At 65.1% G+C, this 24,512-nt stretch carries 25 protein-coding genes; 15 read left to right on the forward strand and 10 right to left on the reverse strand.

Features of this window, described 5'->3' with window-relative positions:
* Nucleotides 1-17: 17 nt before the first annotated feature.
* Nucleotides 18-395, forward strand: a complete 378-nt coding sequence (locus KU887_RS26470; protein ID WP_006494542.1) for a BON domain-containing protein — start codon at nt 18-20, stop codon at nt 393-395.
* Nucleotides 396-523: 128 nt separating this feature from the next.
* Here KU887_RS26470 and KU887_RS26475 read toward each other — a convergent pair whose 3' ends face one another.
* A complete protein-coding gene (locus tag KU887_RS26475; protein ID WP_006483086.1) occupies nt 524-679 on the reverse strand; it encodes a DUF3309 family protein in 156 nt (51 codons plus the stop codon).
* 203 nt (nt 680-882) lie between these two features.
* On the opposite strand from KU887_RS26475, the gene KU887_RS26480 reads away from it, so the two are divergent.
* From KU887_RS26480 to KU887_RS26505, 6 genes are all read left to right on the forward strand, one after another.
* Nucleotides 883-1,557, forward strand: coding sequence for a histidine phosphatase family protein (locus KU887_RS26480; RefSeq protein ID WP_006483087.1), 675 nt, complete (start codon nt 883-885; stop codon nt 1,555-1,557).
* A 19-nt stretch (nt 1,558-1,576) separates the two neighbouring features.
* Nucleotides 1,577-2,608, forward strand: coding sequence for a phosphotransferase (locus KU887_RS26485; RefSeq protein WP_006483113.1), 1,032 nt, complete (start codon nt 1,577-1,579; stop codon nt 2,606-2,608).
* Nucleotides 2,609-2,677: 69 nt separating this feature from the next.
* Nucleotides 2,678-3,442 (forward strand): SDR family oxidoreductase, encoded by a 765-nt coding sequence (locus tag KU887_RS26490; protein WP_034178669.1) that lies wholly within the window; start codon nt 2,678-2,680, stop codon nt 3,440-3,442.
* A gap of 7 nt (nt 3,443-3,449) precedes the next feature.
* A complete protein-coding gene (locus tag KU887_RS26495) occupies nt 3,450-4,208 on the forward strand; it encodes an SDR family NAD(P)-dependent oxidoreductase (RefSeq protein WP_060264229.1) in 759 nt (252 codons plus the stop codon).
* A gap of 39 nt (nt 4,209-4,247) precedes the next feature.
* The gene (locus tag KU887_RS26500; RefSeq protein WP_006494538.1) at nt 4,248-5,492 is read left to right on the forward strand and encodes an acyl-CoA dehydrogenase family protein; all 1,245 of its coding nucleotides are present in this window, start codon (nt 4,248-4,250) and stop codon (nt 5,490-5,492) included.
* A gap of 79 nt (nt 5,493-5,571) precedes the next feature.
* A complete protein-coding gene (locus tag KU887_RS26505) occupies nt 5,572-6,477 on the forward strand; it encodes a LysR family transcriptional regulator (RefSeq protein WP_006483110.1) in 906 nt (301 codons plus the stop codon).
* Between the two features lie 16 nt (nt 6,478-6,493).
* On the opposite strand, the gene KU887_RS26510 is transcribed toward KU887_RS26505, so the two are convergent.
* The 4 genes from KU887_RS26510 to KU887_RS26525 form a co-directional block, all read right to left on the reverse strand.
* On the reverse strand, nt 6,494-7,621 hold the full coding sequence (locus KU887_RS26510; RefSeq protein ID WP_006483103.1) for a J domain-containing protein: 1,128 nt from the start codon (nt 7,619-7,621) through the stop codon (nt 6,494-6,496).
* Nucleotides 7,622-7,729: 108 nt separating this feature from the next.
* On the reverse strand, nt 7,730-8,056 hold the full coding sequence (locus KU887_RS26515; protein ID WP_258256020.1) for a DUF4148 domain-containing protein: 327 nt from the start codon (nt 8,054-8,056) through the stop codon (nt 7,730-7,732).
* A gap of 515 nt (nt 8,057-8,571) precedes the next feature.
* Nucleotides 8,572-10,956: a DNA polymerase II gene (locus KU887_RS26520; protein WP_258256021.1), complete on the reverse strand. Its 2,385-nt coding sequence runs from the start codon at nt 10,954-10,956 to the stop codon at nt 8,572-8,574.
* Between the two features lie 101 nt (nt 10,957-11,057).
* Nucleotides 11,058-11,816, reverse strand: coding sequence for a hypothetical protein (locus KU887_RS26525; protein ID WP_060212147.1), 759 nt, complete (start codon nt 11,814-11,816; stop codon nt 11,058-11,060).
* A 257-nt stretch (nt 11,817-12,073) separates the two neighbouring features.
* Between KU887_RS26525 and KU887_RS26530 the strand changes: the two genes are divergently transcribed.
* Both KU887_RS26530 and KU887_RS26535 read left to right on the forward strand, forming a co-directional pair.
* Nucleotides 12,074-12,955, forward strand: coding sequence for a phospholipase D-like domain-containing protein (locus tag KU887_RS26530; RefSeq protein WP_258256022.1), 882 nt, complete (start codon nt 12,074-12,076; stop codon nt 12,953-12,955).
* A 2-nt stretch (nt 12,956-12,957) separates the two neighbouring features.
* The gene (locus KU887_RS26535; RefSeq protein WP_258256024.1) at nt 12,958-14,265 is read left to right on the forward strand and encodes a sel1 repeat family protein; all 1,308 of its coding nucleotides are present in this window, start codon (nt 12,958-12,960) and stop codon (nt 14,263-14,265) included.
* A gap of 505 nt (nt 14,266-14,770) precedes the next feature.
* Here KU887_RS26535 and kdgT read toward each other — a convergent pair.
* Nucleotides 14,771-15,790: a 2-keto-3-deoxygluconate transporter gene (gene kdgT, locus KU887_RS26540; protein WP_006494531.1), complete on the reverse strand. Its 1,020-nt coding sequence runs from the start codon at nt 15,788-15,790 to the stop codon at nt 14,771-14,773.
* A 281-nt stretch (nt 15,791-16,071) separates the two neighbouring features.
* On the opposite strand from kdgT, the gene kduI reads away from it, so the two are divergent.
* The 4 genes from kduI to KU887_RS26560 all read left to right on the forward strand — a co-directional run bounded on the left by kduI (nt 16,072) and on the right by KU887_RS26560 (nt 19,111).
* On the forward strand, nt 16,072-16,908 hold the full coding sequence (gene kduI, locus KU887_RS26545; protein WP_006494530.1) for a 5-dehydro-4-deoxy-D-glucuronate isomerase: 837 nt from the start codon (nt 16,072-16,074) through the stop codon (nt 16,906-16,908).
* Between the two features lie 4 nt (nt 16,909-16,912).
* A complete protein-coding gene (gene kduD / locus KU887_RS26550) occupies nt 16,913-17,719 on the forward strand; it encodes a 2-dehydro-3-deoxy-D-gluconate 5-dehydrogenase KduD (RefSeq protein WP_060264235.1) in 807 nt (268 codons plus the stop codon).
* Nucleotides 17,720-17,778: 59 nt separating this feature from the next.
* Nucleotides 17,779-18,675 (forward strand): DNA-binding transcriptional regulator KdgR, encoded by an 897-nt coding sequence (kdgR, locus tag KU887_RS26555; RefSeq protein ID WP_006483201.1) that lies wholly within the window; start codon nt 17,779-17,781, stop codon nt 18,673-18,675.
* A 64-nt stretch (nt 18,676-18,739) separates the two neighbouring features.
* Complete coding sequence (locus KU887_RS26560) at nt 18,740-19,111, forward strand: SH3 domain-containing protein (protein ID WP_048986381.1); 372 nt, start codon at nt 18,740-18,742, stop codon at nt 19,109-19,111.
* Between the two features lie 18 nt (nt 19,112-19,129).
* Here KU887_RS26560 and KU887_RS26565 read toward each other — a convergent pair whose 3' ends face one another.
* Nucleotides 19,130-20,734: an EAL domain-containing protein gene (locus KU887_RS26565; RefSeq protein ID WP_212157543.1), complete on the reverse strand. Its 1,605-nt coding sequence runs from the start codon at nt 20,732-20,734 to the stop codon at nt 19,130-19,132.
* Between the two features lie 425 nt (nt 20,735-21,159).
* Here KU887_RS26565 and KU887_RS26570 point away from each other — a divergent pair, with 425 nt between their 5' ends.
* Nucleotides 21,160-21,456: a hypothetical protein gene (locus tag KU887_RS26570; RefSeq protein ID WP_058902530.1), complete on the forward strand. Its 297-nt coding sequence runs from the start codon at nt 21,160-21,162 to the stop codon at nt 21,454-21,456.
* A 21-nt stretch (nt 21,457-21,477) separates the two neighbouring features.
* On the opposite strand, the gene KU887_RS26575 is transcribed toward KU887_RS26570, so the two are convergent.
* Both KU887_RS26575 and KU887_RS26580 read right to left on the reverse strand, forming a co-directional pair.
* Entirely contained in the window at nt 21,478-21,783 is a 306-nt protein-coding gene (locus KU887_RS26575; protein WP_006494523.1) for a hypothetical protein, read from the reverse strand.
* An 86-nt stretch (nt 21,784-21,869) separates the two neighbouring features.
* On the reverse strand, nt 21,870-22,916 hold the full coding sequence (locus KU887_RS26580; protein WP_006494522.1) for an AraC family transcriptional regulator: 1,047 nt from the start codon (nt 22,914-22,916) through the stop codon (nt 21,870-21,872).
* Nucleotides 22,917-22,965: 49 nt separating this feature from the next.
* Here KU887_RS26580 and KU887_RS26585 point away from each other — a divergent pair, with 49 nt between their 5' ends.
* Nucleotides 22,966-23,976, forward strand: a complete 1,011-nt coding sequence (locus KU887_RS26585; protein ID WP_258256028.1) for a sterol desaturase family protein — start codon at nt 22,966-22,968, stop codon at nt 23,974-23,976.
* Between the two features lie 18 nt (nt 23,977-23,994).
* On the opposite strand, the gene KU887_RS26590 is transcribed toward KU887_RS26585, so the two are convergent.
* On the reverse strand, nt 23,995-24,369 hold the full coding sequence (locus tag KU887_RS26590) for a hypothetical protein (protein WP_034203042.1): 375 nt from the start codon (nt 24,367-24,369) through the stop codon (nt 23,995-23,997).
* Nucleotides 24,370-24,512: the final 143 nt, after the last annotated feature.

The raw sequence follows: 24,512 nt of genomic DNA on the forward strand, positions 1-24,512 counted from the left end.
CTGTCGAGGAGAATCCGATGAAGTCTCGTTTTGCAATCGTCGTTGCAGGTTTCGTTGCGCTGTCGCCGCTGGCCGCTCACGCGCAGTCCGCCCCGTCCGCTGCGCCCGCCGAGCAGGCGGCGTCGGCAACCGCGTCGCCGCGTGCGGCGAAGAAAGCCGAGCGCGCGGCCGACCGCGCGTTCGCGAAGAAGGTCCGTCAGGCCATCGTGAGGGCGCCCGGCGTCGGCAATGCGCAGGTCACCGTGTTCGCGAAGGCGAAGACGGGCGACGTGACGCTGGCCGGGCAGATCGCCGACGAGTCCCAGGACCGGGCCGCGGTGGACGCGGCCCGTCAGGTGCCGGGCGTGACGTCGGTGAAGAGCAAGCTCCAGTTGCGCCTGGAGGGTGGGCAGTAACGGAAAGGGTTGACGGCATCGGGTGCATGTCTTTGCGGGTTTCGTCGTGTAAAGAATCCACGGCGAAGGCTCGGGAAGGCACGCACCCGTGCCGGCTGCGACGCGTCCCGCCGCCGGTGGCGGGGGCGTCAGATGCGACCGAGCAGCACCAGTATCACGACAATGACGACGATCAGCCCGACGGTACCCGATGGCCAGTAGCCCCAGCTTCGGCTATGCGGCCATGCAGGAAATGCTCCGATGAGCAGCAGAATCAGAACGATGATGAGGATCGTACCGAGCATCGCATCCCTCCTGGATTGATTCGACACGGTGTCGGCTGTCGCAATTCGCGTGCCGCGATGCGGCGCTGTTGAAAGCCGGCGCAAGCGCGTTGTCTGAATCGCCTGAATTCATGCGATGAATACCGACTGATTCAGAAAATAAATTTCAAAAATGCGGGCCCGGTCGCTATGCTGGGCCTTCGGTTTTCCCTCAGGCGAGCGCAATGGCTGAACTCTTTCTGGTACGGCACGGGCAGGCGTCGTTCGGCACCGACGACTACGACCGGCTTTCCGCGGCGGGCGACCAGCAGGGCGTCTGGCTCGGCGAATACTTCGCGCGGCAGGGGCTGACGTTCGACCGCGTGATCTGCGGCACGATGAACCGCCATGCGCAGACGGTCGCCGCGATCCTGCGCGGAATGGACCGCGAAGGCGTCGCGGTCGACCGCCATCCGGGCCTGAACGAATACGATTTCCACGGGCTGTTCGCGGCCGCCGCCAGCGACTACCCGGAAATCGCGCGGCTCGCGGCCGGCTCGATGAAGGAACATTTCCGCGCGCTCCGGCAGGTGCTGCAGCTGTGGACCGAGGACAAGCTCGGCGATGCGGCTCCCGAAACCTGGGCCCATTTCCAGCAGCGCGTGGCCGACGCGCGCGCCGCGATCCGCCACGGCGGCGGCCAGCGCGTGCTGGCGGTGAGCTCCGGCGGCCCGATCGCGGTCACCGTGCAGCAGGTGCTCGCGGCGCCGCCGTCGAGCGCGATCGCGCTGAACCTGCAGATCCGCAACAGCAGTCTTTCGCAGTTTTTCTTCAACGCCGAGGCGTTCCACCTCGCGTCGTTCAACGGCATCCCGCATCTGGAGGATCCCGAACGACACGCGCTGCGCACCTACGGCTGACCCACGAACGATCGCGACGATGACGAACCCTTCCCAGCAACTCGACGTAGCCCGCCTCACGCGCTATCTGGAAACGCACGTGCCGGGCTTCGAAGGCCCGGTCGACACGGAGAAGTTTGCCGGCGGCCAGTCGAATCCGACTTTCCTGCTGAATGCGAAGAGCGGCCGCTACGTGCTGCGCCGCCAGCCGCCGGGCGAACTGCTGAAATCCGCGCACGCGGTCGACCGCGAATTCCGCGTGCTCACCGCGCTGTCGGGCACCGCGGTGCCGGTCGCGCACCCGTATCACCTGTGCGAAGACCGCGACGTCATCGGCAGCCTGTTCTACGTGATGAGTTTCGAGGATGGCCGGATCTTCTGGGATCCCGCGCTGCCCGAACTGCCGAAGGCCGAGCGCGCGACCTGCTACGACGCGCTGCTGCAGACGATGGCCGCGCTGCACGACGTCGATGTCGATGCGGTGGGCCTCGCCGACTACGGCCGCCCGGGCAACTACTTCGAACGCCAGATCGGCGTGTGGACGAAGCAGTATCGCGCGGCCGAAACCGGCCGCCTCGACGCGATGGAGACGCTGATCGACTGGCTGCCGAAAGCATGCCCCGAGGACACGGGCCGGCCGGCGCTGGTGCACGGCGATTTCCGGATCGACAACCTGATGTTCGCGCGCGACGGCTATCGCGTGCAGGCCGTGCTCGACTGGGAGCTGTCGACGCTCGGCAACCCGCTCGCCGATCTCGCGTATTTCTGCATGTGCCTGCGGCTGCCGTCGGGCGGCCAGGTGCGCGGGCTCGCGGGCCAGGATCGCGCGGCGCTCGGGATTCCGGACGAAGCGGCGATCGTCGCGCGCTACTGCGAGCTGCGCGGCATCGCGCCGATCCGCGACTGGCATTTCTACCTCGCCTTCAGTTTCTTCCGGCTCGCGGCGATCGCGCAGGGCGTGAAGGCGCGCGCGCTGCAGGGCAACGCATCGAGCGAGCAGGCGCTGCGCGTCGGCGAAATGGCCGGCCGGCTGGCCGAACTGGCCGTCGGCGTGATCGACGCGCATCGCTGATATCGCCGCGAAGCGTCACGCTCGCCGCGCGGCGACACGACAACCCAATCAATGGAGGAGCACAGCAACATGGCAACGAACCTGTTCGACCTGACGGGCAAGATCGCACTGGTGACGGGCGCGAGCCGCGGCATCGGCGAAGAAATCGCGAAGCTGCTCGCCGAACAAGGCGCGCACGTGATCGTGTCGAGCCGCAAGATCGACGACTGCCAGGCGGTTGCGGACGCAATCGTCGCGGCGGGCGGCCGCGCCGAGGCGCTCGCGTGCCACGTCGGGCGTCTGGAGGACATCGCCGCGACGTTCGAACACATCCGCGGCAAGCACGGCCGTCTCGACATCCTCGTGAACAACGCGGCCGCGAACCCGTATTTCGGGCACATCCTCGATACCGATCTCGCCGCGTACGAGAAGACCGTCGACGTGAACATCCGCGGCTACTTCTTCATGTCGGTCGAGGCCGGCAAGCTGATGAAGACGCACGGCGGCGGCGCGATCGTCAACACGGCGTCGGTGAACGCGCTGCAGCCGGGCGACCGGCAAGGCATCTACTCGATCACGAAGGCGGCCGTCGTCAACATGACGAAGGCATTCGCGAAGGAATGCGGGCCGCTCGGCATCCGCGTGAACGCGCTGCTGCCGGGCCTCACGAAGACGAAGTTCGCGGGCGCGCTGTTCGCCGACAAGGACATCTACGAAACCTGGATGACGAAGATCCCGCTGCGCCGCCACGCGGAGCCGCGCGAAATGGCCGGCACCGTGCTGTATCTCGTGTCGGACGCGGCGAGCTACACGAACGGCGAATGCATCGTCGTCGACGGCGGCCTGACGATCTGAGCGCGCGATGAAACTCGACAGCTACGCCGGCCAGGCCGTGATGATCACCGGCGCCGCGAGCGGCTTCGGCGCGCTGCTCGCGCGCGAGCTCGCCGCGATGGGCGCGCGGCTCGCGCTCGGCGACCTGAACGGCGATGCGCTCGAACGCGTGGCCGCGCCGTTGCGCGCGGGCGGCGCCGACGTGCTCGCGCAGCGCTGCGACGTGCGCATCGAAACGGATGTCGCGTCGCTGGTGCAGGAAGCCGTCGCGCGCTTCGGGCGGCTCGACGTCGGCATCAACAACGCGGGCATCGCCCCGCCGATGAAGGCGCTGATCGACACCGACGAAGCCGATCTCGACCTGAGCTTCGCGGTGAATGCGAAAGGCGTGTTCTTCGGGATGAAGCACCAGATCCGCCAGATGCTCGCGCAGCGCGGAGGCGTGATCCTGAACGTCGCGTCGATGGCCGGGCTCGGCGGCGCGCCGAAGCTGGCCGCGTATGCGGCGTCGAAACATGCGGTGGTCGGGCTTACGAAGACGGCCGCGCTCGAATATGCGCGCCACGGCATCCGCGTGAATGCGGTATGCCCGTTCTACAGCGCGACGCCGATGGTCACCGACAGCGAGATCGGCGAGCGCCAGGAGTTTCTGGCGCAGGGCTCGCCGATGAAGCGGCTCGGCCGGCCCGACGAAATCGTCGCGACGATGCTCACGCTGTGCGCGAAGGAAAACACGTATCTGACCGGGCAGGCCGTCGCCGTCGACGGCGGCGTCTCGGCCTTCTGAACCGAACGAACGGAAACACGGAATCTCGAGGAGTCGATCATGGACTTTGGCTACACCCCGAAAGTGGAAGCACTGCGCGAACGCGTGAGCGCATTCATGGATGCGCACATCGTGCCGCGCATTCGCCAGTGGAACGACGAAGTGCACGCGGGCCAGTATCCGGTGTCGTTCATGGAGGAACTGAAGGAACGCGCGAAGGCGGAAGGGCTGTGGAACCTGTTCCTGCCGCACCTGAAGGACGACGAGCCGGGGATGGGCCTGACGAACCTCGAATACGCGCCGCTCGCCGAGATCATGGGCCGCGTGAGCTGGGCGTCGGAAGTGTTCAACTGCAACGCGCCGGACACCGGCAACATGGAGCTGCTGCACATGTTCGCGACGCCCGAGCAGCGCGAACAGTGGCTGCTGCCGCTCTTGCGCGGCGAGATCCGCTCGGCGTTCGCGATGACGGAGCCCGACGTCGCGTCGTCGGATGCGACCAACATCACGACGCGCATCGAGCGTATCGGCGACGAGTACGTGATCAATGGCCGCAAGTGGTTCATCACCAACGCCGCGCATCCGAACTGCAAGATCTTCATCGTGATGGGCAAGACCGATCCCGACGCCGAGTCGCACCAGCAGCAGAGCATGATCCTCGTGCCGCGCGACACGCCGGGCGTGACGGTCGTGCGCAACATCACGGTGGTCAATCACCACGCGCCGGAAGGGCACTGCGAGATCACGTTCGACAACGTGCGGGTGCCGGCGCGCAACCTGCTCGGCGAGGAAGGCAGCGGCTTCGCGCTCGCGCAGGCGCGCCTCGGGCCGGGCCGCATCCACCACTGCATGCGCTCGATCGGCGCGGCCGAGCTGGCGCTGGAGCTGATGGTCGACCGCGCGCAGTCGCGCGTCGCGTTCGGCAAGCCGCTGAACCGGCACGGCACGGTCGGCGAATGGATCGCGCGCTCGCGCATCGAGATCGACCAGGCGCGCCTGCTGGTGCTGAAGGCCGCGTGGATGATCGACAAGGTCGGCGCGAAGGCCGCGCGCAAGGAAATCTCGATGATCAAGGCGCTCGTGCCGACCGTCTACACGGACGTGTGCGACCGCGCGATGCAGGTATTCGGCGCGGCGGGCCTGAGCCCCGATACGCCGCTGGCCGACCTGTGGACCTGGGGCCGCGCGCTGCGCTTCGCCGACGGCCCGGACGAGGTGCACCTGCAGGCGATCGCGCGGATGGAGATCAAGGACGGCGAACCCGGCGCGACCGCGCCGTACCTGACGCCGCCGCCGCGCGGCTGAGCGGCGCGCCGCGCGGGAGAGCGACGTGGGCGAACGGGAGGCGCATGCCGTATTAAGATGCCGGCAAGGAGATCCGGCGATGCGCCTTTCGAAGATTGATCTGAACCTGTTCGTCGTATTCGAGGCGATCTACAACAAGCGCAACCTGACGCGCGCGGCCGAGGTGCTGAACCTCACGCAGCCGGCCGTCAGCAACGCGCTGGCGCGGCTGCGCAAGACGCTGAACGATCCGCTGTTCGTCAGCACGCCGGCCGGGATGATGCCGACGCCGATGGCCGAGAACATCGTCGGCCGCGTGCGCGAGGCGCTGCAACTGCTCGATTCGAGCGCGCATGAAGGCGACGTGTTCGACCCGGCTTCGTCCGAGCGCGTGTTCCGGCTCAGCATGAGCGACCTGACCGAGGCGCTGCTGCTGCCCGCGCTCGGTGAACTGCTGCAGACGCATGCGCCCGGCATGCACGTGCGCAGCTATACGATGGACCGCCGCGAAGTCGCGACCGCGCTCGCGAACGGCTCGGTCGACATCGCGATCGACGCGCCGCTGATCGGCGATCCGCATCTGCACCAGGCGCTGCTGGTGCAGGACCGCTACGCGTGCATGATCCGCGACGATCACCCGTTCAACGGCGACACGCTGACCATGGACGACTACCTGTCGATGGGCCACATCCACGTATCGAGCCGCCGCAAGGGCAGCGGGCACGTCGACGCGGAACTGACGCGGCTCGGGCTGCGCCGCAATATCCAGATGCGCGTGCAGCACTACATGGTCGCACCGCTGATCGCGATGCGAAGCGATCTCGCGCTGACGGCGCCGCTGCGGCTGCTGCAGCGCTATCCGGCGCGCATTCTGGAACTGCCGTTCGAGATGCCGGGGCTCGACTACTTCTGCTACTGGCATCGCAGCGCCGATCAGGATCAGGGCAGCCAGTGGCTGCGCGAGCAATTGATGACGCTGATGGGCGGGATCGGCGAAGTGCGGTGACGCGCGCGCAGGCGGCTCAATACGATTCGTCGTCGAAGCGTGACGATGCGGGCCGGCGTTTCATGTCCTTCAACCAGTTCCTGACCTGATCCGGATCCTCGAACTCGCGCAGCGTGACGGTCAAATCCTGGTTGCTCCGCTGCATGCCGGCGATGTCGCGCGCAAGCATGCGCAGCACGGTATCGGGTGCGACCTTGGTGGACGGCGCGATCCCGTACGTGCGCCGGAAGTCGTGCTCGACGTGCACGATCTCCTGATCGAGTTCGCGCAGCTGTTCCTCCAGGATGCCGTTGTAGCGCGTGAGCCGCGCTTCGCCGAGACCGTCGATCGCACGCCGGTCGATCTGTTCGATTTCCAGCTGCAGTTCGAGCAGCTGGAGCAGGTTGCCTTTCTCGTAGGCACGGTTGACCCGCTGCATCAGCACGGTCTTGCGTTGCTGCTCCTGCGGATCGGGTTCGCGATCGGGGTGCAGCGCGCTGGCCAGCTTGCGATAGATCTCGCGGATCGATTTGCTCGATTCGGCCTGCTCGGCTTCGATCCGGGCCTGCGCGGCCGATTGCTTCGGTGCCTTCTTGCGCTTGGCGCGCTGCGCCTCGCGGGCCGCATGGGCGGCCATGTCGCGCTCGAACTGGGCGTCGAGTTCAGCCTGCATGCGTGCCGCGAGTTCGTCGGGCGACAGCGTGTCGAGATCTTCTGGCGGTTGCGGCTCGGGTTCCTGTTCCCGTCCCGGTTTGGCGGGCTCGGGAGCGCCTGCCGCGTGGCCGGTGTGCGCGGGTCCGGCATGCCGATCGTAGATGATTTTCAACGTCGCGTCGTCGCTGACGTCGAGCAAGTCGCGCGCCATGTCGACGATCAGGTCCGACAGCGTGCGCTGCTCGGCCTTGCTCAGACCCTTCTGCAGAAACGCATCGTCGAGCAGATGGATCAGCCGGATGCGCAGCGCCGTCGCTTCCTGTTCGAGTGGCAACAGAGCGTCGACGAACTTCTTCTGGAACGCCGGCATCACGGCTTCCCACGCGCCGAGCCGCTCGCGCCGCGTCTCGATCTGCTTGACGAGCGTATTGAACGTTTGCTGGGCTTTCGACAGGCTGGCTGTCTCGTGGCCGGGTGCGATGGCGACCGCGGCACCGCGACGTGCGGTCATGATGAGTGTCCTCCGGCCGCGGCGGGACGCGCGGCAGGCCGGTATTTTAGCCGCATGCCCGCGGGGCGGCGCGGAGTTGGGGGCTTCCTCTCGGCGACCGGCGGCGCGTCAGTGCGCCACGGCCGCCGCTGCCGGCGCGCCGGATTCCGAACCCGGTGCGCCGTTCGGGCCGTAGCCCGCTTCGGCATTCTTGTGTTCGGCGAGGCGCTTCGCGGCCAGGCGTTCCTGCGCGGCGACGATGTCGTCCGGATAGCTGTCGCCGTCGCCGATCGACGGGTTGTAGCCGACCGATTCGAGGTCCAGCAACTCCTGGCGCACTTGCGCGCGGGTGAGCGTCGAGTAGGACGACGACTGCGCGTACGACAGGGTCGGTGCGGCAAGCAGCGCGGTGGCGGTAGCGATGACGGCGGCGATGGTAACGATGAGCGATTTCACGATTTCCTCAGACGGTTTCGTTGCGATTCGACGTACCTGCGGCAGGCCGCCAGATCGATGGAGCAAGTTTAGGAACCCGGAACGGCCGGATAAACGGCGATTCCTGGCGAGCTGTGTTTCAGAATGCGTGAGAGTGCGCAATGCGCATGCCGGGGCGATCACGCATCGGCGATGGCTGCAACGGTGCTTGCCGCATGGGCCGTTCCTGACGCGTGTGGTGAGGCGACCCTGATTGCATCAATCGTGTCGCTCGGGACGGCCCGGCTCAGCGGCAGGTGCGTGCATCGGTCGCGAGGCCAATGATCCGGCATGCGGCCGGAGCGACCGGTCGGCGCGGCGTCAAAGCCGGACGCCTGATCGAGGCAATCGGTTTTACTTGTCGTGCGGCAGGTGGGGACGTGCGAATGCCGACCGATGCGGCTTCGGATCGATCCGCAGACTCATGGTCGACGCGCGATGAATGGCCTGCAAGGCTCGGTTGCGTGCGCAACCGGGACGGGCTGGCGTGTGATCCGTCAATCGCCGAACAACTGCCCCTGCCCGGAGATCACGCGTTCGAAATCGTCGCGCAGGAACGGCAGGATCGCATCGGCGACGGGCTGAAGCTGGCGGCTCAGGTAGAACGCATAGTCGATCGGCGAGCGCATCGTTTCGAGCGGCTCGGGGCCGGCCGTCGTCATCACGTAGCTGATCCAGCCGCCGCGCTGATACTGCAGAGGCCGGCCCTGCGCATGATTGAACTCGTCGGCGATGCGCGCCGCGCGCACGTGCGGCGGCACGTTGCGCTCGTATTCGCGAAGCGGCCGGCGCACGCGCTTGCGGTAGACGAGCTGATCGTCGAATTCGCCGGCCAGCGTGCGCCGCACGTAGTCGCGAATGAAATCCTGATACGGTTCGCGCCTGAACACGCGCCGGTACAACTCGCGCTGAAACTGCTGCGCGAGCGGCGTCCAGTCGGTGCGCACCGTTTCGAGCCCCTTGAACACGAGATCCTCGCCGCCGTCGGCCGTCGCCGCGAGGCCCGCGTAGCGCTTCTTGCTGCCTTCTTCCGCGCCGCGCACGGTTGGCATCAGGAAGCGGCGGTAATGCCGCTCGTATTGCAGCTCCAGCGCGCTGTCGAGCCCGAACTGCTCGCGCAGGTGCGCTTGCCACCAGCGATTCACGTGCTCGACCAGTGCCCGACCCTTCGCGCCGGCTTCGTCGTCGTCATGCGCGCGGCCGAGCCATACGAACGTCGAATCGGTATCGCCGTAAATCACTTCGTAACCCTGAGCTTCGATCAGCTTGCGCGTGCGGTGCATGATCTCGTGGCCGCGCATCGTGATCGACGATGCGAGGCGCGGATCGAAGAAGCGGCAGCCGGTCGAGCCGAGCACGCCGTAAAACGAATTCATGATGATCTTCAGCGCCTGCGACAGCGGTGCGTTGCGCTGCCGCTTCGCGTCGTCTCGGCCTTCCCACACGCGCCGCACGATGTCGGGCAGGCAGTGCGCGGTGCGCGAGAAACGCGCGCCGAGAAAACCGGGCACCGATGTTTCGTCGGCGGGGTGCGCGAGCCCCTCGATCAGCCCGACCGGATCGATCAGGAACGTGCGGATGATCGACGGATAGAGGCTCTTGTAGTCGAACACGAGCACCGAGTCGTACAGCCCGGGGCGCGAATCCATCACGAAGCCGCCGGGGCTGTTCTGCCCCGTCACGTCGCCGAGGTTCGGCGCGACATAGCCGAGCCGATGCATGCGCGGCAGGTACAGGTGCGTGAACGCCGCGACCGACCCGCCGGTGCGATCGGCCGCGAGGCCCGTGACGCTCGCGCGTTCGAGCGCGAAGGACAGCAGGTCGGCCTTGTCGAAGATGTGCGTGACGAGCTCGCAATCCTTCAGGTTGTAGCGCGCGAGCGCGGGCTTGTCGTGATCGAAGCGGCGCTGGATCTCGTCCATCCGCTGATACGGATTGTCGATCGACTTGCCTTCGCCGAGCAGCGACTGCGACACGTATTCGAGGCTGAACGACGGGAAGGTCCACGTCGCGGATTTCAGCATGTCGATGCCGTCGAGGATCAGCCGGCCGGCCGCGCCCGCGAAGAAGTGGTCGGGCTGCTGGCCGTGCGCGCGCCAGTCGAGCACGCTGCCGCCGCGCCCGAGTTTCAGCGGCACGCCGTATTGCTCCGCGTGCGCGTGCAGGATGCGCAGGTCGAACTGCACGAGATTCCAGCCGATCACCGCATCGGGATCGTGCTCGTCGAACCAGTCGTTCAGCCGCGCGAGCATCGCGGGCCGGCTGTCGCAGTAGTCGAGATTGAAATCGAGCGTGCCGGTGCCATCGCGTTCGTCGCCGTTCGGCGGGCCGAGCATGTAGACCTGGCGCTGCCCGCAACCTTCGAGCGCGATCGAGTACAGCTCGCCGTGGACGCTGGTTTCGATGTCGAGCGACACGCAGCGCAGCGCGGGGCGGTAACCGGTCGCCGGCTTCAGCTCGCCGCCGGTCAGCGTGCCGTCGCGGCCGGGCTGGCCGCGAAACTCGACGCAGGCGGTGATGAAGCGCTCCATCGCGTAGCGGTCGGGCGGCTGCACGTCGGCTTCGTAGACGTCGACGCCGGCGGCGGCCAGGCGTTTCTGGAGCCCGGACAGATGGCGGTAGCGCTTGCAATAGAGGCCGACGACCGGGCGCTGCCGGAAGTCGCGCAGCGCGAGCGGCCGCAACTCGGCGTCGCGCTCGCCGGCCAGCGTGCGCTCGGCGAGCGCCTGCTGCTCGGCGGGGATGAACGCGACGGCTTCCTGCGGGCGCAACCGCACGCGGCGCGGGCCGTGTCCGGTTGCCAACCAGAACTCGATCTCGATGCCGGATGCGGTGTCCCGCCAGTGGCGGGTAAGGATGAAACCCTGCTCGAACGCCGTCAAAACGCTTGCTCGTCGTGGATGCTCAGGCGGCGGATTTTAGCGCCTGGAAGCGCTTCGCGCCGGCGGTGGTCGATGGCATCAGGTGGCAGGAAGCCGGAGCGTCACGACGGCCGCATCAGCACGCGCATGCCCGGCGCGATCTTCTGCGTGACTTCGCCGAACGCGGTGGTGTCGACGCGCGCGGACGCCTGCCGGTCGGCCGGCGACAACCGGTCGCGCGGCTGGACGACGATCTCGCGCATCTTGTCGGGGATGCCGTCGAATACGTCCCGGGTCGTTTTTTCCCAGTTCTTCGCCATCTTCAACCACGACTGCAGATACCGGATCGGCGTGGCGCCCTTCAGGAAGCTGGTGATTTCCGGATGATTCGGATCGTAAGACGACCGGAAGTACTGCCCGAGTTCGGTCGCGATCTTGTCGAATCGCAGCGACTCGGCCACGCAGAACACGACGAGCGATTGCGCGAGGAAGCGATCATCGGGCGTGAGCATGCGCTTGTCGCCGCCGGGTGTGCGCAGCAGGCCGCGAATCGCGCTATCGAGCGAGAAGCCGCGCACCGCGTCGCTGCCACTGGTGGCGATCGCATCGAACGGCATCCGGTCGAGATTGTGCGAGTAGTTTTCGAACGGATGACCGCCGATCAACTCGACGTACAGGTCGCGCGTACGCATGTTGAGCACGAGCGGTGTGCCGCCGGTGCTGGGAAGCAGGCTGATCGTAAACGAAGGCGGCGCCGCATTCGAACAGATCCGGTAGTACGTGTTGTCGTAGCGGATCAGGTTCGTGTGTTCGGTAACGGCGTCGCGAATGGCATCGATCTGGGTGTCCCAGGTGCGCCCGACGCGCAAGATGAAATTCATGGAGATGTCTCCTGATGGCGGACCGAAGCCCGCACGGCCGGATCGGAAATCCGCGACGGGTATGCCAGGGGCGCCCCGTCGCCTCTCTATTGCTCTTTTTAGGCTTTTGCAGCGGCTCGCGTCGGCGTAGCGTTTGTTCCGGCACCTTTTGTGAAAAGGCGGGCAACGGGCGCGAGGCAAACGATCATAGCAGGGCCGCGGGGTGGGTCGGCTCGGGCATCGCGCGGTGGGATCGGTGACGGTGGAACCGTGTCGTCGTGCAAGCCACGGGTTTTCGCTGGCCACCGCTGGTCGACCACATTAAGGCCGCTATCAACAAGCAGACCAGCGGTGGCAGAGATGTGGGCAAGCACGGACCGCTTTATCTGTTCGTGGTGACCAATTCTAGCGATGACGCGTTGGACCACGGACAGGTATCGACGTATCGCATGATGGAGTCGCTGGGCCATGCGGATACGATGCCGAACGTCACCAGATTGGAGCGCAATGACGCAATGCAGCAGCAACGCTGGAATCTGATGACTCAGATCGACGGCGTGGACAGTGCCGTGCAGGGGGCGAATGTGTACGGTACAGGGACACCGGAGCAAATGGCGGCGTATTACGCGAAACTGGCTGCACAAAAAAAGAAATTACAACAACAATTGAAGGAACTGGATTCTAAGATTGACAATAATAATCATGGAAAAATTGTTCCTGGGGAAATTCCCGGGCTTAAGGCGTTAATATGTACGTTGGTTGCGCCAGACTCCCCGGCCGGGAATTGGATGAATACATATGTACATAGCAAAATCATGCTGATAGATGATGTGTTTACAACTCATGGATCAGCAAACGTCAACACGCGCAGTATGGAAGTGGATAGTGAGCTGAATATAGCTCACGAAAATGGCGATATAACGAAGTCGCTTCGGAAGCGGCTGTGGACTATTCATACGAAGCCGAGTCCGGGACAGGGGGTAAAGGATGCTGGTGATGTTTTGAGTGATTCAGTTGGCGATGATTTTGGGCGAGTTTATGATACTTGGAAGATGATTCTTTCTAAAAATCAAACTTTCCTGAATTCAAAGAAGCAACCGCCATTTGCTTCAATTGTCAATTTTCAGACTGCGACGACCACGCGAAGCGCGCTCGACTAAGTATGCGAAGAATTTCTATCATCCTACTGATCTCATGCCTACTGGCGGCTTGCTCGAAGAATGAGAGTGCCATGAACTCGTTACCTGATGTAAATGCTGTGCGTCTGAATCTGGCTTTCACTTGTGCGCATGAGGTCGATCATTTGCCGCCTCTCGATCCGGAGGCAGATAAGCTGTTTGAGTATGGTCGATACCTTCAGAAAAAGGAGGGTGAAAAGGATTTTGGTGATGTTGCGCGCTACTATCGGATCGCTGCCGCGCATGGGCACTACAAGGCTAATCACAATTTGCAAATTCTGATTTCATCCGGAGCGGCATCATCGCCTGATCCCGAAAAGGAAAGCGTTGATCTTGCGGAGCAACTTATCAAGGCTGGAGTGCCGAGCGGATACTACGACATTGGTCACTATTTGTTGAGTGGCTACGGTCTCCAGCATGATGAAGACGCAGCGCGACGGTATATCCGAAAAGCTGCTGACCTTGGGAATGCCGACGCGCAGTATTACGTGGCAAACTTGCTTGATCCTGCTGATGCAGCGCCTGATATTGCTCGTCAAATGTTTCAATGTGCTGCGGATCAAGGTCACGCGGATGCCGCGAACTATCTTGGGGTGACTTTTCAGAATGACAAAGATTTTATGAAAGCTTCTCAGGCATTTCAGAAAAGTGTCGAGGCAGGAAGCAGCCAGTCTGCACTACTCCTTGAAGAGTCGTTCGACGCGAAGGCCGGGAGGAATCCGTTGTATGCACTAGGCGCGCAGCCGGATGCGGAACGAAGCCGACGTTATAACCTTATCGGAGTGTTTCTGAGAGACAACGACGGCCGCAATCCCAAGGTCCCGGATATCGACAAGATTGTTCCGCTGCCGCCGGCAAAACTGCCGCCGTGGGACGGCACGTTCCAATGGCAAAAGGAACAAGACGCAGCGACGCCACCGCAGAAGCCTTCAGACGAGTTCATCAACGAGATGGCGAAAGCCAAACATCTCGATCCCGCGACAGGATTACCGCTCCCAGGATCCGCGGACAAGACTTCGCAGGCCGAGCAACCGGAAAACGTCGCATCCCGCCTGCCGTTGGGTACGGTTGCTCACACGGGCCAGACCTGCCCGGAAGACGGCGTATGGTGCGCGAAACTCGGTGCGGGTCAGTTTGGCGATACGCAGCGCCGATTCCTCAAGGGCGACGCGCTGCCGTCTGTCGTCGTGCATGAACCGAGAAAGCTGGCGGTGCTCGACAGCATGATGGGGACGCGCCGGCACGTTGAACAAGTTGCGTGGGAACTCGTTGCGTACCTTGAGCAGGCTTGACCGGTTCATGCGTCAAGGCTGCGTGGCCAACCCGCTCGTTCAATTGCGGCCACGCGCAGCAGGCTCGATTGATCATGTGTAGAACGTCTATCGCCTTGCTTGTTTCGTGCCTGCTGGCCGCGTGCTCGAAGAGCGAGAATGCTACGCGCGCGCGGACTGCCAACCCTGCCCGCAAGACGGCGCAGGTTGCACGACACCCGAACCGACCAGATTGACGATACGCAGCACCTTTTCACCAGAACGTCGCATCGCCGTCCGTCGACCACCCGCCCGGCTAACCGGCATCGCGCACCTGACGACTGATTGATCCCGGAGTCCACATCGGCATGCGCGTGTTGCCGATCACGATGGCGATCTTGACCCTCGGCGGCGCCTGTGTGGTTTACCGGGTGTGGTGCCGCGTGTTCTACGCTCCCGTGAGCCGCGACACGGCGGAAACGTCCCACGGAATGCCGTCGTCGTAGAAGCCGAAGGCGGCGAATCACCGGGCGATCGCTGTTCCTCCTCAGACATGCCCCTCATGCTCGATCGCCCCGCCATTCCCGACCCGCGCGGCGACCCTCACCGGCACCCCTGACACCCTCGCCGCCCGCTTCGCCCACATCGCCGTCAGAATCGGCACGAGGATCGCCGTCACGAGGCACGCGGTCGCGACGATCGCCGTCGCCGCCGGCACCATCGGTTTGAACTTCGGAATCATCTCGCCGATGATCGCCGGGTTCGCGACCGCGGCGCCGGCCGTCGACGACGCGGCAAGTCCGGCCGTCCCGTTGCCGCCGCCCACGAACTTGTCCGCCAGAATCAACGGCACGCCCGTCACGACGATCACCGCGAGCCCGAGTGCGATACCCGGCAGCCCGCTCTTCGCGATCACGTTCAGATCGATGCCGTTGCCGAGCGCGAAGCCGAAGAACGGAATCAGCGGATGCACGCAGCGCCCGAACAACTCGCGCAGGTCTTCATCGAGGTTGCCGAGCGTGAAGCCGATCAGGAACGGCAGCACCGCGCCGACGAAGAGCCGCGTCTCGAACACCGCGACGCCCGCCGCGCCGAGAATCAGCATGCTGACGAGCGGCCCCGATTCGATCGACATCAGCACGAACGCGCCGGCTTCTTCCTTGCTGCCGTACTGCTGCATCACGGCCGCATAGAGGCCGCCGTTGGTCATGTCCATCGACGTCGTGATCGCGAGCAGCGACAGGCCCGCGAACAGGCCCGTGCGGATGCCGTCGTCGGGGATGAACTGCGCGGCGATCAGCGTCGCGAGCCACGCGACCACGATCTTGGTCGCGAGCAGCGTGCCCGATTTGCGCAACACGACGCCCGTCGCGCGCAGGTTGATCGTCGCGCCCATGCAGAAGAACCAGACGGCGAGGATCGGCACCGTGCCGGCGATCAGGCCGTTGGTGAACGAACCGAAGTACTTTCCGGCGTTCGGGGCGAACGTATGCACGCACGCACCCAGCAGCATCGGGACCAGCATGAGCCCGCCCGGAATGCGGTCGATGGCCTGTTTCAGCTTCACGTCTCCTCCGTGGACGTCGATGCGTCCCGTTGTCGAATGATGTCTGCTGACTGACTATAGGACAGAGTTCGGAACGATGGTCCGTTTTTGTGAATTTCATCGGTAGTCGTATACCCGTAAGACGCGATGGCTATGGCAGCAAAGGAATTGATCGACCGACGAAGCTGGATCGAAAATCCGGATCGACGTTCCGAATTTGATAAATGTGTGCTTCAATCTTCATCAGGGCGAGCGGCGGCGACGGTGCCGGCGGCCTGCCCATTCCCCAACGGAGAACCGGCATGGACGTGCGACAGGGCATACACAGCGAACACGCGAAGGCGCTCGACACGGCCGGCCTGCGCCGGCATTTCCTGGTGGAGAACGTGTTCGCGCCGGACGCGCTGTCGCTCACCTACAGCCATATCGACCGCATCATCGTCGGCGGCGCGTGGCCGGCCACGCGGCCGGTCGAGGTGCCGGCGTCGCTCGGCGCCGCGATGGGCGTGAGCCATCTGCTGGCGCGGCGCGAACTCGGGGCGATCAACATCGGCGGGCCGGGCTGGGTCGAGGTCGACGGGCAGCGTCATGCGGTGGGCACCGAAGAGGCGATCTATATCGGGCAAGGCGGGCAGGGTGTCGTGTTCGGCAGCGACGATCACGCGCGGCCGGCGAAGTTCTACCTGAACTGCGCGCCCGCGCACACGGCCTATCCGACCCGCACGATCACGCTCGCGCAGGCATCGCCCGAAACGCTCGGCGACGCGGCCACGAGCAACCGTCGCACGATCTACAAGTTCATCGTGCCCGACGTATTGCCGACCTGCCAGTTGTCGATGGGGATGACGAAACTCGAGCCCGGCAGCCTGTGGAACACGATGCCGTGTCACACGCACGAGCGGCGGATGGAGGTGTATTTCTACTTCAATCTCGCCGCCGACGCGGCCGTGTTCCATCTGCTCGGCGAACCGCGGGAGACGCGTCACGTGGTGGTGCACAACGAGCAGGCCGTGATTTCGCCGAGCTGGTCGATTCATTCCGGCGTCGGCACGCAGGCATACACGTTCATCTGGGGGATGGCCGGCGAGAACCAGGTGTTCAAGGACATGGATCACATCGCCGTCGCCGACCTGCGCTGACATCATGAAACGCGAAACGCCCGAACTTCCCGCCGCCGGCGCGCATGCCGCGCTCGCCCGCCTGTTCGACCTCACCGGCAAGGTCGCGATCGTCACCGGCTGCAACACGGGGCTCGGCGCGGCGATGGCCGTCGCGCTCGCGTCGGCCGGGTGCGACATCGTCGGTGCGAATCGTTCGTCATCCGATGCAACGTCGGCGCGCGTCGCGGCCGCCGGGCGGCGCTTCGTCGACGTGCGCGCGGATCTGTCGACGCTCGAGCCGGTCGAGCGGATCGTCGAGGGTGCGGTCGATGCGTTCGGCCACGTCGACATCCTCGTCAACAACGCGGGCATGATCCGCCGCTGCGATGCGCTCGCGTTCACCGAAGCCGACTGGGACGCCGTGATCGACGTGAACCTGAAGAGCGTGTTCTTCCTGTCGCAGGCCGTCGCGCGGCAGATGGTGCGGCAGGGGCGCGGCGGCAAGATCGTGAACGTCGCGTCGATGCTGTCGTTCCAGGGCGGCATTCGCGTGCCGTCGTACACGGCGTCGAAGAGCGGCGTGCTCGGCCTCACGCGGCTGCTCGCGAACGAATGGGCCGTGCGCGGCATCAACGTGAACGCGATCGCGCCCGGCTACATGGAGACCGACAACACCGCGCAGTTGCGCGAGGACAGCCGGCGCAGCGACGAAATCCTCGGCCGCATCCCGGCCGGCCGCTGGGGCGTGCCGGACGATCTCGCGGGCGCGGCGGTGTTCCTCGCGTCGCGCGCGTCGGACTACGTGCACGGCCATACGCTGGCCGTCGACGGCGGTTGGCTCGCGCGCTGACCGGCTCGCGCGATGAACGCGTTATGCTCTCCCGATTCGCATCTCACGGATTCACGGACATGACAGCAACGCCCAGGCAGCGCAAGCGCGATCAGGCGAACCAGGAAACCGGTGGCGGCCAACCGGGGGCCGACCTGTCGGCGGCAGGCAGCGTCGAGAAGCCCGATTCGGTCGCCGCGGTCGGCAAGGTCTTCACGATCCTCGCCGCGCTCGGCGAGCGCCGCGAGATCGGCATCAGCGAACTGTCGCACCAGCTCGGCATGTCGAAGACGACGGTGCATCGCTTCCTGCAGACGCTCAAGACGCTCGGCTACGTCGCGCAGGAAGGCGAGACCGACCGCTACCGGCTGACGATCCGGCTGTTCGAGCTCGGCAGCAAGGCGCTGGAAAGCGTGGACCTCGTGCGCGAGGCCGATCTCGAGATGCGCCGCATCGGGCAACTGACGCGCGAAGCCGTGCATCTCGGCGCGTTCGACGAGGACGCGATCATCTACATCCACAAGATCGACGCCGATTACGGGCTGCGCATGCAGTCGCGGATCGGCCGGCGCAATCCGCTGTACAGCACCGCGATCGGCAAGGTGCTGCTCGCATGGATGACGCCCGGCGACGCGCGTGCGGTGCTGGCCGGCATCGAGTTCAGGAAGTCGACCGCGAAGACGCTGGCGTCGGCGGACGCGGTGATGAGCATCCTGCCGCACGTGCGGCAGCAGGGCTACGGCGAGGACAACGAGGAGCAGGAAGACGGCCTGCTGTGTCTCGCGGTGCCGGTGTTCGACCGTTTCGGTCGCGTGATCGCGGGGTTGTCGCTGTCGTTCCCGACGATGCGGTGCGGCGCGGACACGAAGGCGCATTACGTCGCGTTGCTGAAGGAGGCCGGGCAGGCGATTTCCGCCCGGCTCGGGCATCATCCGGAAGCGGTAGGCGTCGAAGCGACGACCATCGCGCAGGATTGAGCGTGTGCCGGGCGCGAACCGGCACGCCGAAACAACCATACGGCATACAGAACGGATCACGCAGATGAAAATGACGATGCGCATGGGCATCGCGATGCTGGTGCTCGGCGCGAGCCTGGCTGCGAGCGGCGCGCATGCGAGGCGCGCGGTCGATTGCGGGCAGCTCGATGCGGCCACGAGCGGCCCGGACGACAACTTCCGGCCGCCGGCGTCGGGTACGGTGATCGGCACGGGGCGCGCGTATTTCTACTCGGCGCCCGACGCGCAATGCATGACGAAGCAGACCTTCATCGTTCCCGGCGATTCGGTGACCGTCTACAAGTCGCACGGGCGCTGGTACAACATCATGTACGTGAACGGCAAGACCGGCGACGACTTCGAAGGATGGGTCGAGCAGGGCCGCGTGCGCCTCGACGGTCGATACGGCGCGCAGTAGTCGCCGTCGGCGGCGCCGCTACACCGGCGCCCATGCGAAATCGCGCTTCAGGTTCTCCGCGCGCAGCGGCCGCTGGTAGAGATATCCCTGCGCATACTGGATCCCGACCGCATGCAGCGCGCGATGCTGCGCTTCCGTCTCCACGCCTTCCGCGATGATCTTCAGGCCGTAGTGATGCGCGACGGCCGCGATCCCCTCGATCAGCCTCGCGCTGCCGCCGTCCAGTTGCGAGATGAACTGCCGATCGATCTTCACGTAGTCGAACGGAAAGCGCGACAGCATGTCGAGATTGCTGTGATGCGTGCCGAAATCGTCGATCGCGAACTTCGCGCCTTTCGAGCGCAGCGTCTGGAAAATCTCGGTGGTTCGCGCGTTCTTCTCCAGCAGGATGCGCTCGGTGACTTCGAGCACCAGTGTGAAGCCGGGCGGCAGCGCGCGGATCGCCTCCTCAACGACGGCCACGAACCGCCCGCGCTCGAGATCCTGCGGCGCAACGTTCACGGCGATGCGCAGCGGCGCGGACGGTGTCAGCGCGGTCAGTTCGGACACGGCCGTGCGCAGCACGAATTCGGTGACCTTCGGCAGCACGGTGCTGGATTCCACCTGCGGGATGAATGCGGCCGGGCTGATGGCCCCCCACTTCGGATGGTGCCAGCGCAGCAACGCTTCGACGCCGACCGTCCTGCGCGTCTGCACGTCGACGATCGGCTGGTACACGACATGGAATTCGTTGCGCCTGAGCGCGTGGCGCACCGCTTTCAGCAACAGCCGCCGCGGGGCCATCGCGAGCAGGTAAGCGGCCATCACGAGGCTGTCGGCCAGCAGCACGATCGTCGCGCAGATCAGCCGGTAGTGGCGCTGCACCTGTGCCGCGTAGCGCGCCGAGGCGATGACCGACACCGTGAACGGCCAGCGCTGCGACGCCATCGTGCTGCCGCCGGCGGGGCCGGCCGCCGTTTCCGGCGCGAACTTGCCGTGCTGATCGAGACGGCCCGAACTCGCGATCGACAGCGTGGCCGTTTCCGCGCCATCGCCGGTGCCGTGGTTCAGCGCGTCGGCGACGTAGTCGCCTTCGATCAGGTACAGGACGCCCGCGCCGCGCGCGGTCGCGCGGAACGCGGACAGTACCGGAATGCCATGCTGGAACGGCGTCTGGCGCAGCAGCGTGACGATCATCGATCCCGGTTCGGGTTCGCGCGCATATGCGGCGAGCGGCAGGTCGATCGAGCCGAGCGCCGACGAACACATCACGCGCCCGTCATTTACCAGCGCGACCGCTCGCAGATAGCGCAGGCGAGTGCCCACTTCGGCGAGTGTCCGGAACACCGTCGCGCACGGCCGCCCGACCAGTGCGGTCAGCTCGTCCGCGTGTCGAAGGCGCACGCCGTCCAGAATGCGGTCCACGGAAGCCACGATGTCGTTTGCCACGACGCGTTCATGCGCGGTGACGGCATCGCGCGCGTAGCGGTCGGCCAGCACGATCGCGAACGCGGGCACGAGCACGCAAATGATCACGGCGGCGAAAAACACGACGCGCGGCCACGCGCCGCGGCGATGAAAAAGGGGCTTCGAGCCGGGCGTGAGCGCCCACAGTCCCGCGGTTGCCTTTGGTGTTGTACGCATGACGTGGCAAGTCGAACCGGTCGATGCGCCAACGGCGCGCATCCCGCATGCCCGATTCGGGCCATGCGGCTCGCGCGCCGGTTTCGGGACGCCGGTCGATTCGGCCGGCGCGACGGCATCGGCTCGGCCTGTCGCGATCGATCCTTCATCTGGCAGCATTCCTCAATAACATGCGTGCATTGAGCATGTATATCGACGCAGCGTACCGAAAAAAGCCCCGGCCGCACAGTGTGTGCAGCCGGGACAAAAAACACCGTCTCTTGGCACGAGGATGGTGCGCGGCAAGTATAAGACGCGGCGCGATATTACGAAATATTGTTGTTTAAATATTGATGTGGTTTTGTGATTGTGTCTCAAAAAGAAACATTTCCATGTGGCGCGGCCGGCGGCAGACTTCTGCCAGGGCCTCAAACCGGAGCGTGACGATGGAAGAAAATGCCGGACCCACGGTCATCGTGACCGATGGCGCCGCCGTGGCGGACGGCGGTTCGCTGTGGATCAGGATTGCAGTGGATGGACAGGCGCGCGACTACTCGCTCGATCGCGCACTCGCGTCGCGCGGCACGCCGCGCTACGACAGCATCCGCGGCACGCACGGCGTGCTGTCGAACGAAGAACGACGGGCATTGCGGGTGCTGCTGGAGCGTATTGCCGATCCTGCCATGTGGGCCGGCATCGTCGGCACGTTCATCGAGGTGCTGAAGCGCGCCGACGGGCCATGAACGATGGGGTGCGGCTGCGCTTCAGAAATCGTTGCGCATCTTGTGGAGCAGGCCGCTTGGCGACTGATGCGTGTCCACCGCGGTGAGCACGTCGGTCAGGAACCACGGCAGGTTCAGTTGCGTGTCGGCGTCGCCGACGCATACGCGGATCGGCGGTGCGCCGGACGGCGAACGGGCGCCTGGCGCGGCATCCCGCGACGGCACGCAATTTTTCGCATGGGCCTGAGCCGGAACCGGCGCGACAGCGCCGGAGGGCGCACCGGCGATGGCCGGTGCGTTGAAGGCGGCAAACAGGGTCAGGGCGGCGGCAAGGGCGACGCGTTTCATGAGGGTTCTCCGGCGATGCGGGTTCGACCACGCGAGCCGATGCGAGTTCGTCCGCGCGCGATGCGTGCACCCGCCCCAACAGCCGCTCAGCCGCGCGCGACGCTGGCTGCCCGCGCCGGCTGACGGCTGCGCCACTGCTGCGGCGATTCCCCGGTCCAGCGCCGAAAGGCGCGCGTAAACGCGCTGTGTTCGGAATAGCCGAGCAACCAGGCCACTTCGGCGAGCGTGAGCCGCGGATCGTTCAGATGATCGATCGCGAGCCGCCGCCGCGTATCCTCGCGCAGGCGCCGGAAGTTCAGCCCGAGCCCGGCCAGCCGGCGATGCAGCGTGCGGGACGACACATGCAGATCCGACGCGATCTGCTCGATGCTCACTTCACCCTGCGTCAGCAGACGCGCGACGGCCTCGCGCACCGACTGTTCGAGATCGTCCGTCTGCCGCAGTTCCGCGAGCAGCGCGCTCGCCTGGCGCTCCATCATCTGCCGCAGCGCGTCGTCGGGCCGCTGCAGCGGCTGCGTGAGCAAGCGCAACGGGAACGCGAGCCGGTTCACCGGCTGGCCGAACCGGACCGGGCAGCCGAAGTAGTCGCGGTACGGCTGTTCGTCGCCGGGCGACGGATGCACGAAGCAGACTTCGTCGGGCCCGGTGCGCGTGCCGGTGATATTGCGCGCGAATTGCACGATGGCGGTCAGCGCGACTTCGTCGACGAGCGGGCCGAGCGGTTCCGGTGCATCGTGCCATTCGATCGCCACTGACGTTGCCTCGACGCGCACTTCCATGCGCGCGACGTTCGCGATCAGGTGTTCGTATTGCTGCCAGCGCGCGAGCGCTGCGCCGGCGTCGCGGCACGCATGCAGCGCATAGCCGAGCGCGCCGAGATGCGCGGGCGTGATCCGCTGGCCGACGTGCAGGCCGAGCAGCGGATCGTCGAGCGCATCGGCCGCGCGTTCGAGCAGACGCCGCCAATGCGCGCTCGCGTACAGCGTCAGCCCGCGGTCGTCCTCGGGTGGCCGTGCCTCGCCGAGCACGCGCGCCGCATCCTTGCCCTGCCCGGACAGATAGTCGAACAGCAGCCGCACGTACGTGCTCGAGTAGTAGATGCGCTGGGTCGCGAGCGGGGAGGCGGCGGGCATGGCGGAAAGTGTCAAGTAATCGTCGGCAAGTGTCAACGCGGGCCGACCCGTGCGCGACCATACTGCGCGGCAGTTCCCGATCGAGGCTGCCGACATGCCGACCGAGTTGATGACGTGCCTCCATGCGTTCCTGGGTAACGACGTGGACTGGAAGCAGGTGCTGCTGATCGGCATGACGCCGGTGTTCCTGATCGCCTTCGCGGTCGAGTACGCGGTAATGACCCGGCGCGGCCGCCGCGAGCCGTTTCGCTGGAAGGAGATCGTCGCGAACCTGTCGCTCGGCGCCGGTTATCAGGTGGCCGAGACCGTGACGGGATTGCTGTTGACCGGTGCGATCTTCGCGTGGGTCTATCGACACCGGCTGTTCGACGTGCCGGTGAACGGTTTCACGATCGTGCCGATCTTCGTCGTCGTCGAGTTCTGCTACTACTGGTTTCATCGCACGTCGCACCGCGTGCGCTGGTTCTGGGCCGCACACGTGCCGCATCACAGCGGCGAGGTGATGAACTTCACGACGGCGATGCGCCAGTCGCTGCTGAACGCGTTCGTCGGCGTGTTCCTGTTCTATCTGCCGCCGGTGTGGCTCGGCATTCCGCCCGCCGTCGTGCTGTTCCTGCTTGCCGTCGATCTCGCGTACCAGTACTTCGTGCATACCGAAGCGATCGGCCGGCTGCCGCGCTGGTTCGAGTACGTGTTCGACACGCCGTCGAACCATCGCGCGCATCATGGCCGCAATCCGCGGTACATCGACCGAAACTACGGCGGCGTGCTGATCATCTTCGACCGGATGTTCGGCACCTATGTCGAGGAAACGGAGCCGGTCGACTACGGCATCACGCAGCAGATTCGTTCGTACAACTTTCTTGTTCTGAACGTGCACGAATTCGTCGACATGTGGCGCGATGTGCTCGCACCCGGGCCGGTTCTGCAGCGCTTGAGGCATCTGTGGATGCCGCCCGAGTGGGAGCGGCCCGGGCATCGGCCGATCCATACGTGGAGCGTCGAGCGGAAAGGGGAGGAAGGGGCGAGTCGGGCGGACATGACCGAGCGCGGTACTTGACCGCGCGGGGCCGGTTTTTCAGTTGGCGCCTGTCGGGCGATGACGGAAGAAAAGGTATGCCAGGCCGAGCGGTGCGATGAAAATGGCTAGATACCAACACAGGAACATGGTCATGAACTTGACAACCAGCATCAATGCTGCATTGACAAAGAACATATTGCGTCCAACGATGTAGTTCACGACGCTTTCGTAGACAAATCGGGAATAAGGGTAGAGGAGGCAACTCACCGCCATGAAAATCAATACAAGCGCGAGCAACCCTCCGGGAAGGCCTTCTTTCCCGAAGCTGGAAATGAAGATGAAAACCGTGGGGAAGATCAAGCTGAAAAGAAAGTTACGAATATAGTAGGGGCGAGTGAGTCCGCCAAACGAGCGCGTAATGATTGAATTCATGCCATCCCTGGTCGAAATTCATAGTAACGACCAGAGATGATAAAACTTGATAGGTCGCAATCAGATATTTTAATTGGCCGCGATATTCGAGATTGTCGACGGTGATTGCGGGCATGAAGGACAAGGGCGGACGTCGTCGACGT

The organism is Burkholderia sp. EMB26, assembly GCF_024730645.1.
GTDB classification, from domain to species: domain Bacteria; phylum Pseudomonadota; class Gammaproteobacteria; order Burkholderiales; family Burkholderiaceae; genus Burkholderia; species Burkholderia cenocepacia.

Excerpts from the sequence above, each read along its gene's own strand:
- KU887_RS26565 (WP_212157543.1), bottom strand. The coding sequence starts at position 20,734 with ATGCGTACAACACCAAAGGCAACCGCGGGACTGTGGGCGCTCACGCCC.
- KU887_RS26480 (WP_006483087.1), top strand. The coding sequence starts at position 883 with ATGGCTGAACTCTTTCTGGTACGGCACGGGCAGGCGTCGTTCGGCACC.
- kduD (WP_060264235.1), top strand. The coding sequence starts at position 16,913 with ATGAAACGCGAAACGCCCGAACTTCCCGCCGCCGGCGCGCATGCCGCG.
- KU887_RS26470 (WP_006494542.1), top strand. The coding sequence starts at position 18 with ATGAAGTCTCGTTTTGCAATCGTCGTTGCAGGTTTCGTTGCGCTGTCG.
- KU887_RS26525 (WP_060212147.1), bottom strand. The coding sequence starts at position 11,816 with ATGAATTTCATCTTGCGCGTCGGGCGCACCTGGGACACCCAGATCGAT.
- KU887_RS26575 (WP_006494523.1), bottom strand. The coding sequence starts at position 21,783 with ATGAAACGCGTCGCCCTTGCCGCCGCCCTGACCCTGTTTGCCGCCTTC.
- KU887_RS26495 (WP_060264229.1), top strand. The coding sequence starts at position 3,450 with ATGAAACTCGACAGCTACGCCGGCCAGGCCGTGATGATCACCGGCGCC.
- KU887_RS26500 (WP_006494538.1), top strand. The coding sequence starts at position 4,248 with ATGGACTTTGGCTACACCCCGAAAGTGGAAGCACTGCGCGAACGCGTG.
- KU887_RS26560 (WP_048986381.1), top strand. The coding sequence starts at position 18,740 with ATGAAAATGACGATGCGCATGGGCATCGCGATGCTGGTGCTCGGCGCG.
- KU887_RS26510 (WP_006483103.1), bottom strand. The coding sequence starts at position 7,621 with ATGACCGCACGTCGCGGTGCCGCGGTCGCCATCGCACCCGGCCACGAG.
- KU887_RS26485 (WP_006483113.1), top strand. The coding sequence starts at position 1,577 with ATGACGAACCCTTCCCAGCAACTCGACGTAGCCCGCCTCACGCGCTAT.
- KU887_RS26570 (WP_058902530.1), top strand. The coding sequence starts at position 21,160 with ATGGAAGAAAATGCCGGACCCACGGTCATCGTGACCGATGGCGCCGCC.
- KU887_RS26580 (WP_006494522.1), bottom strand. The coding sequence starts at position 22,916 with ATGCCCGCCGCCTCCCCGCTCGCGACCCAGCGCATCTACTACTCGAGC.
- kduI (WP_006494530.1), top strand. The coding sequence starts at position 16,072 with ATGGACGTGCGACAGGGCATACACAGCGAACACGCGAAGGCGCTCGAC.
- KU887_RS26475 (WP_006483086.1), bottom strand. The coding sequence starts at position 679 with ATGCTCGGTACGATCCTCATCATCGTTCTGATTCTGCTGCTCATCGGA.
- kdgR (WP_006483201.1), top strand. The coding sequence starts at position 17,779 with ATGACAGCAACGCCCAGGCAGCGCAAGCGCGATCAGGCGAACCAGGAA.
- KU887_RS26505 (WP_006483110.1), top strand. The coding sequence starts at position 5,572 with ATGCGCCTTTCGAAGATTGATCTGAACCTGTTCGTCGTATTCGAGGCG.
- KU887_RS26490 (WP_034178669.1), top strand. The coding sequence starts at position 2,678 with ATGGCAACGAACCTGTTCGACCTGACGGGCAAGATCGCACTGGTGACG.
- KU887_RS26590 (WP_034203042.1), bottom strand. The coding sequence starts at position 24,369 with ATGAATTCAATCATTACGCGCTCGTTTGGCGGACTCACTCGCCCCTAC.
- KU887_RS26535 (WP_258256024.1), top strand. The coding sequence starts at position 12,958 with ATGCGAAGAATTTCTATCATCCTACTGATCTCATGCCTACTGGCGGCT.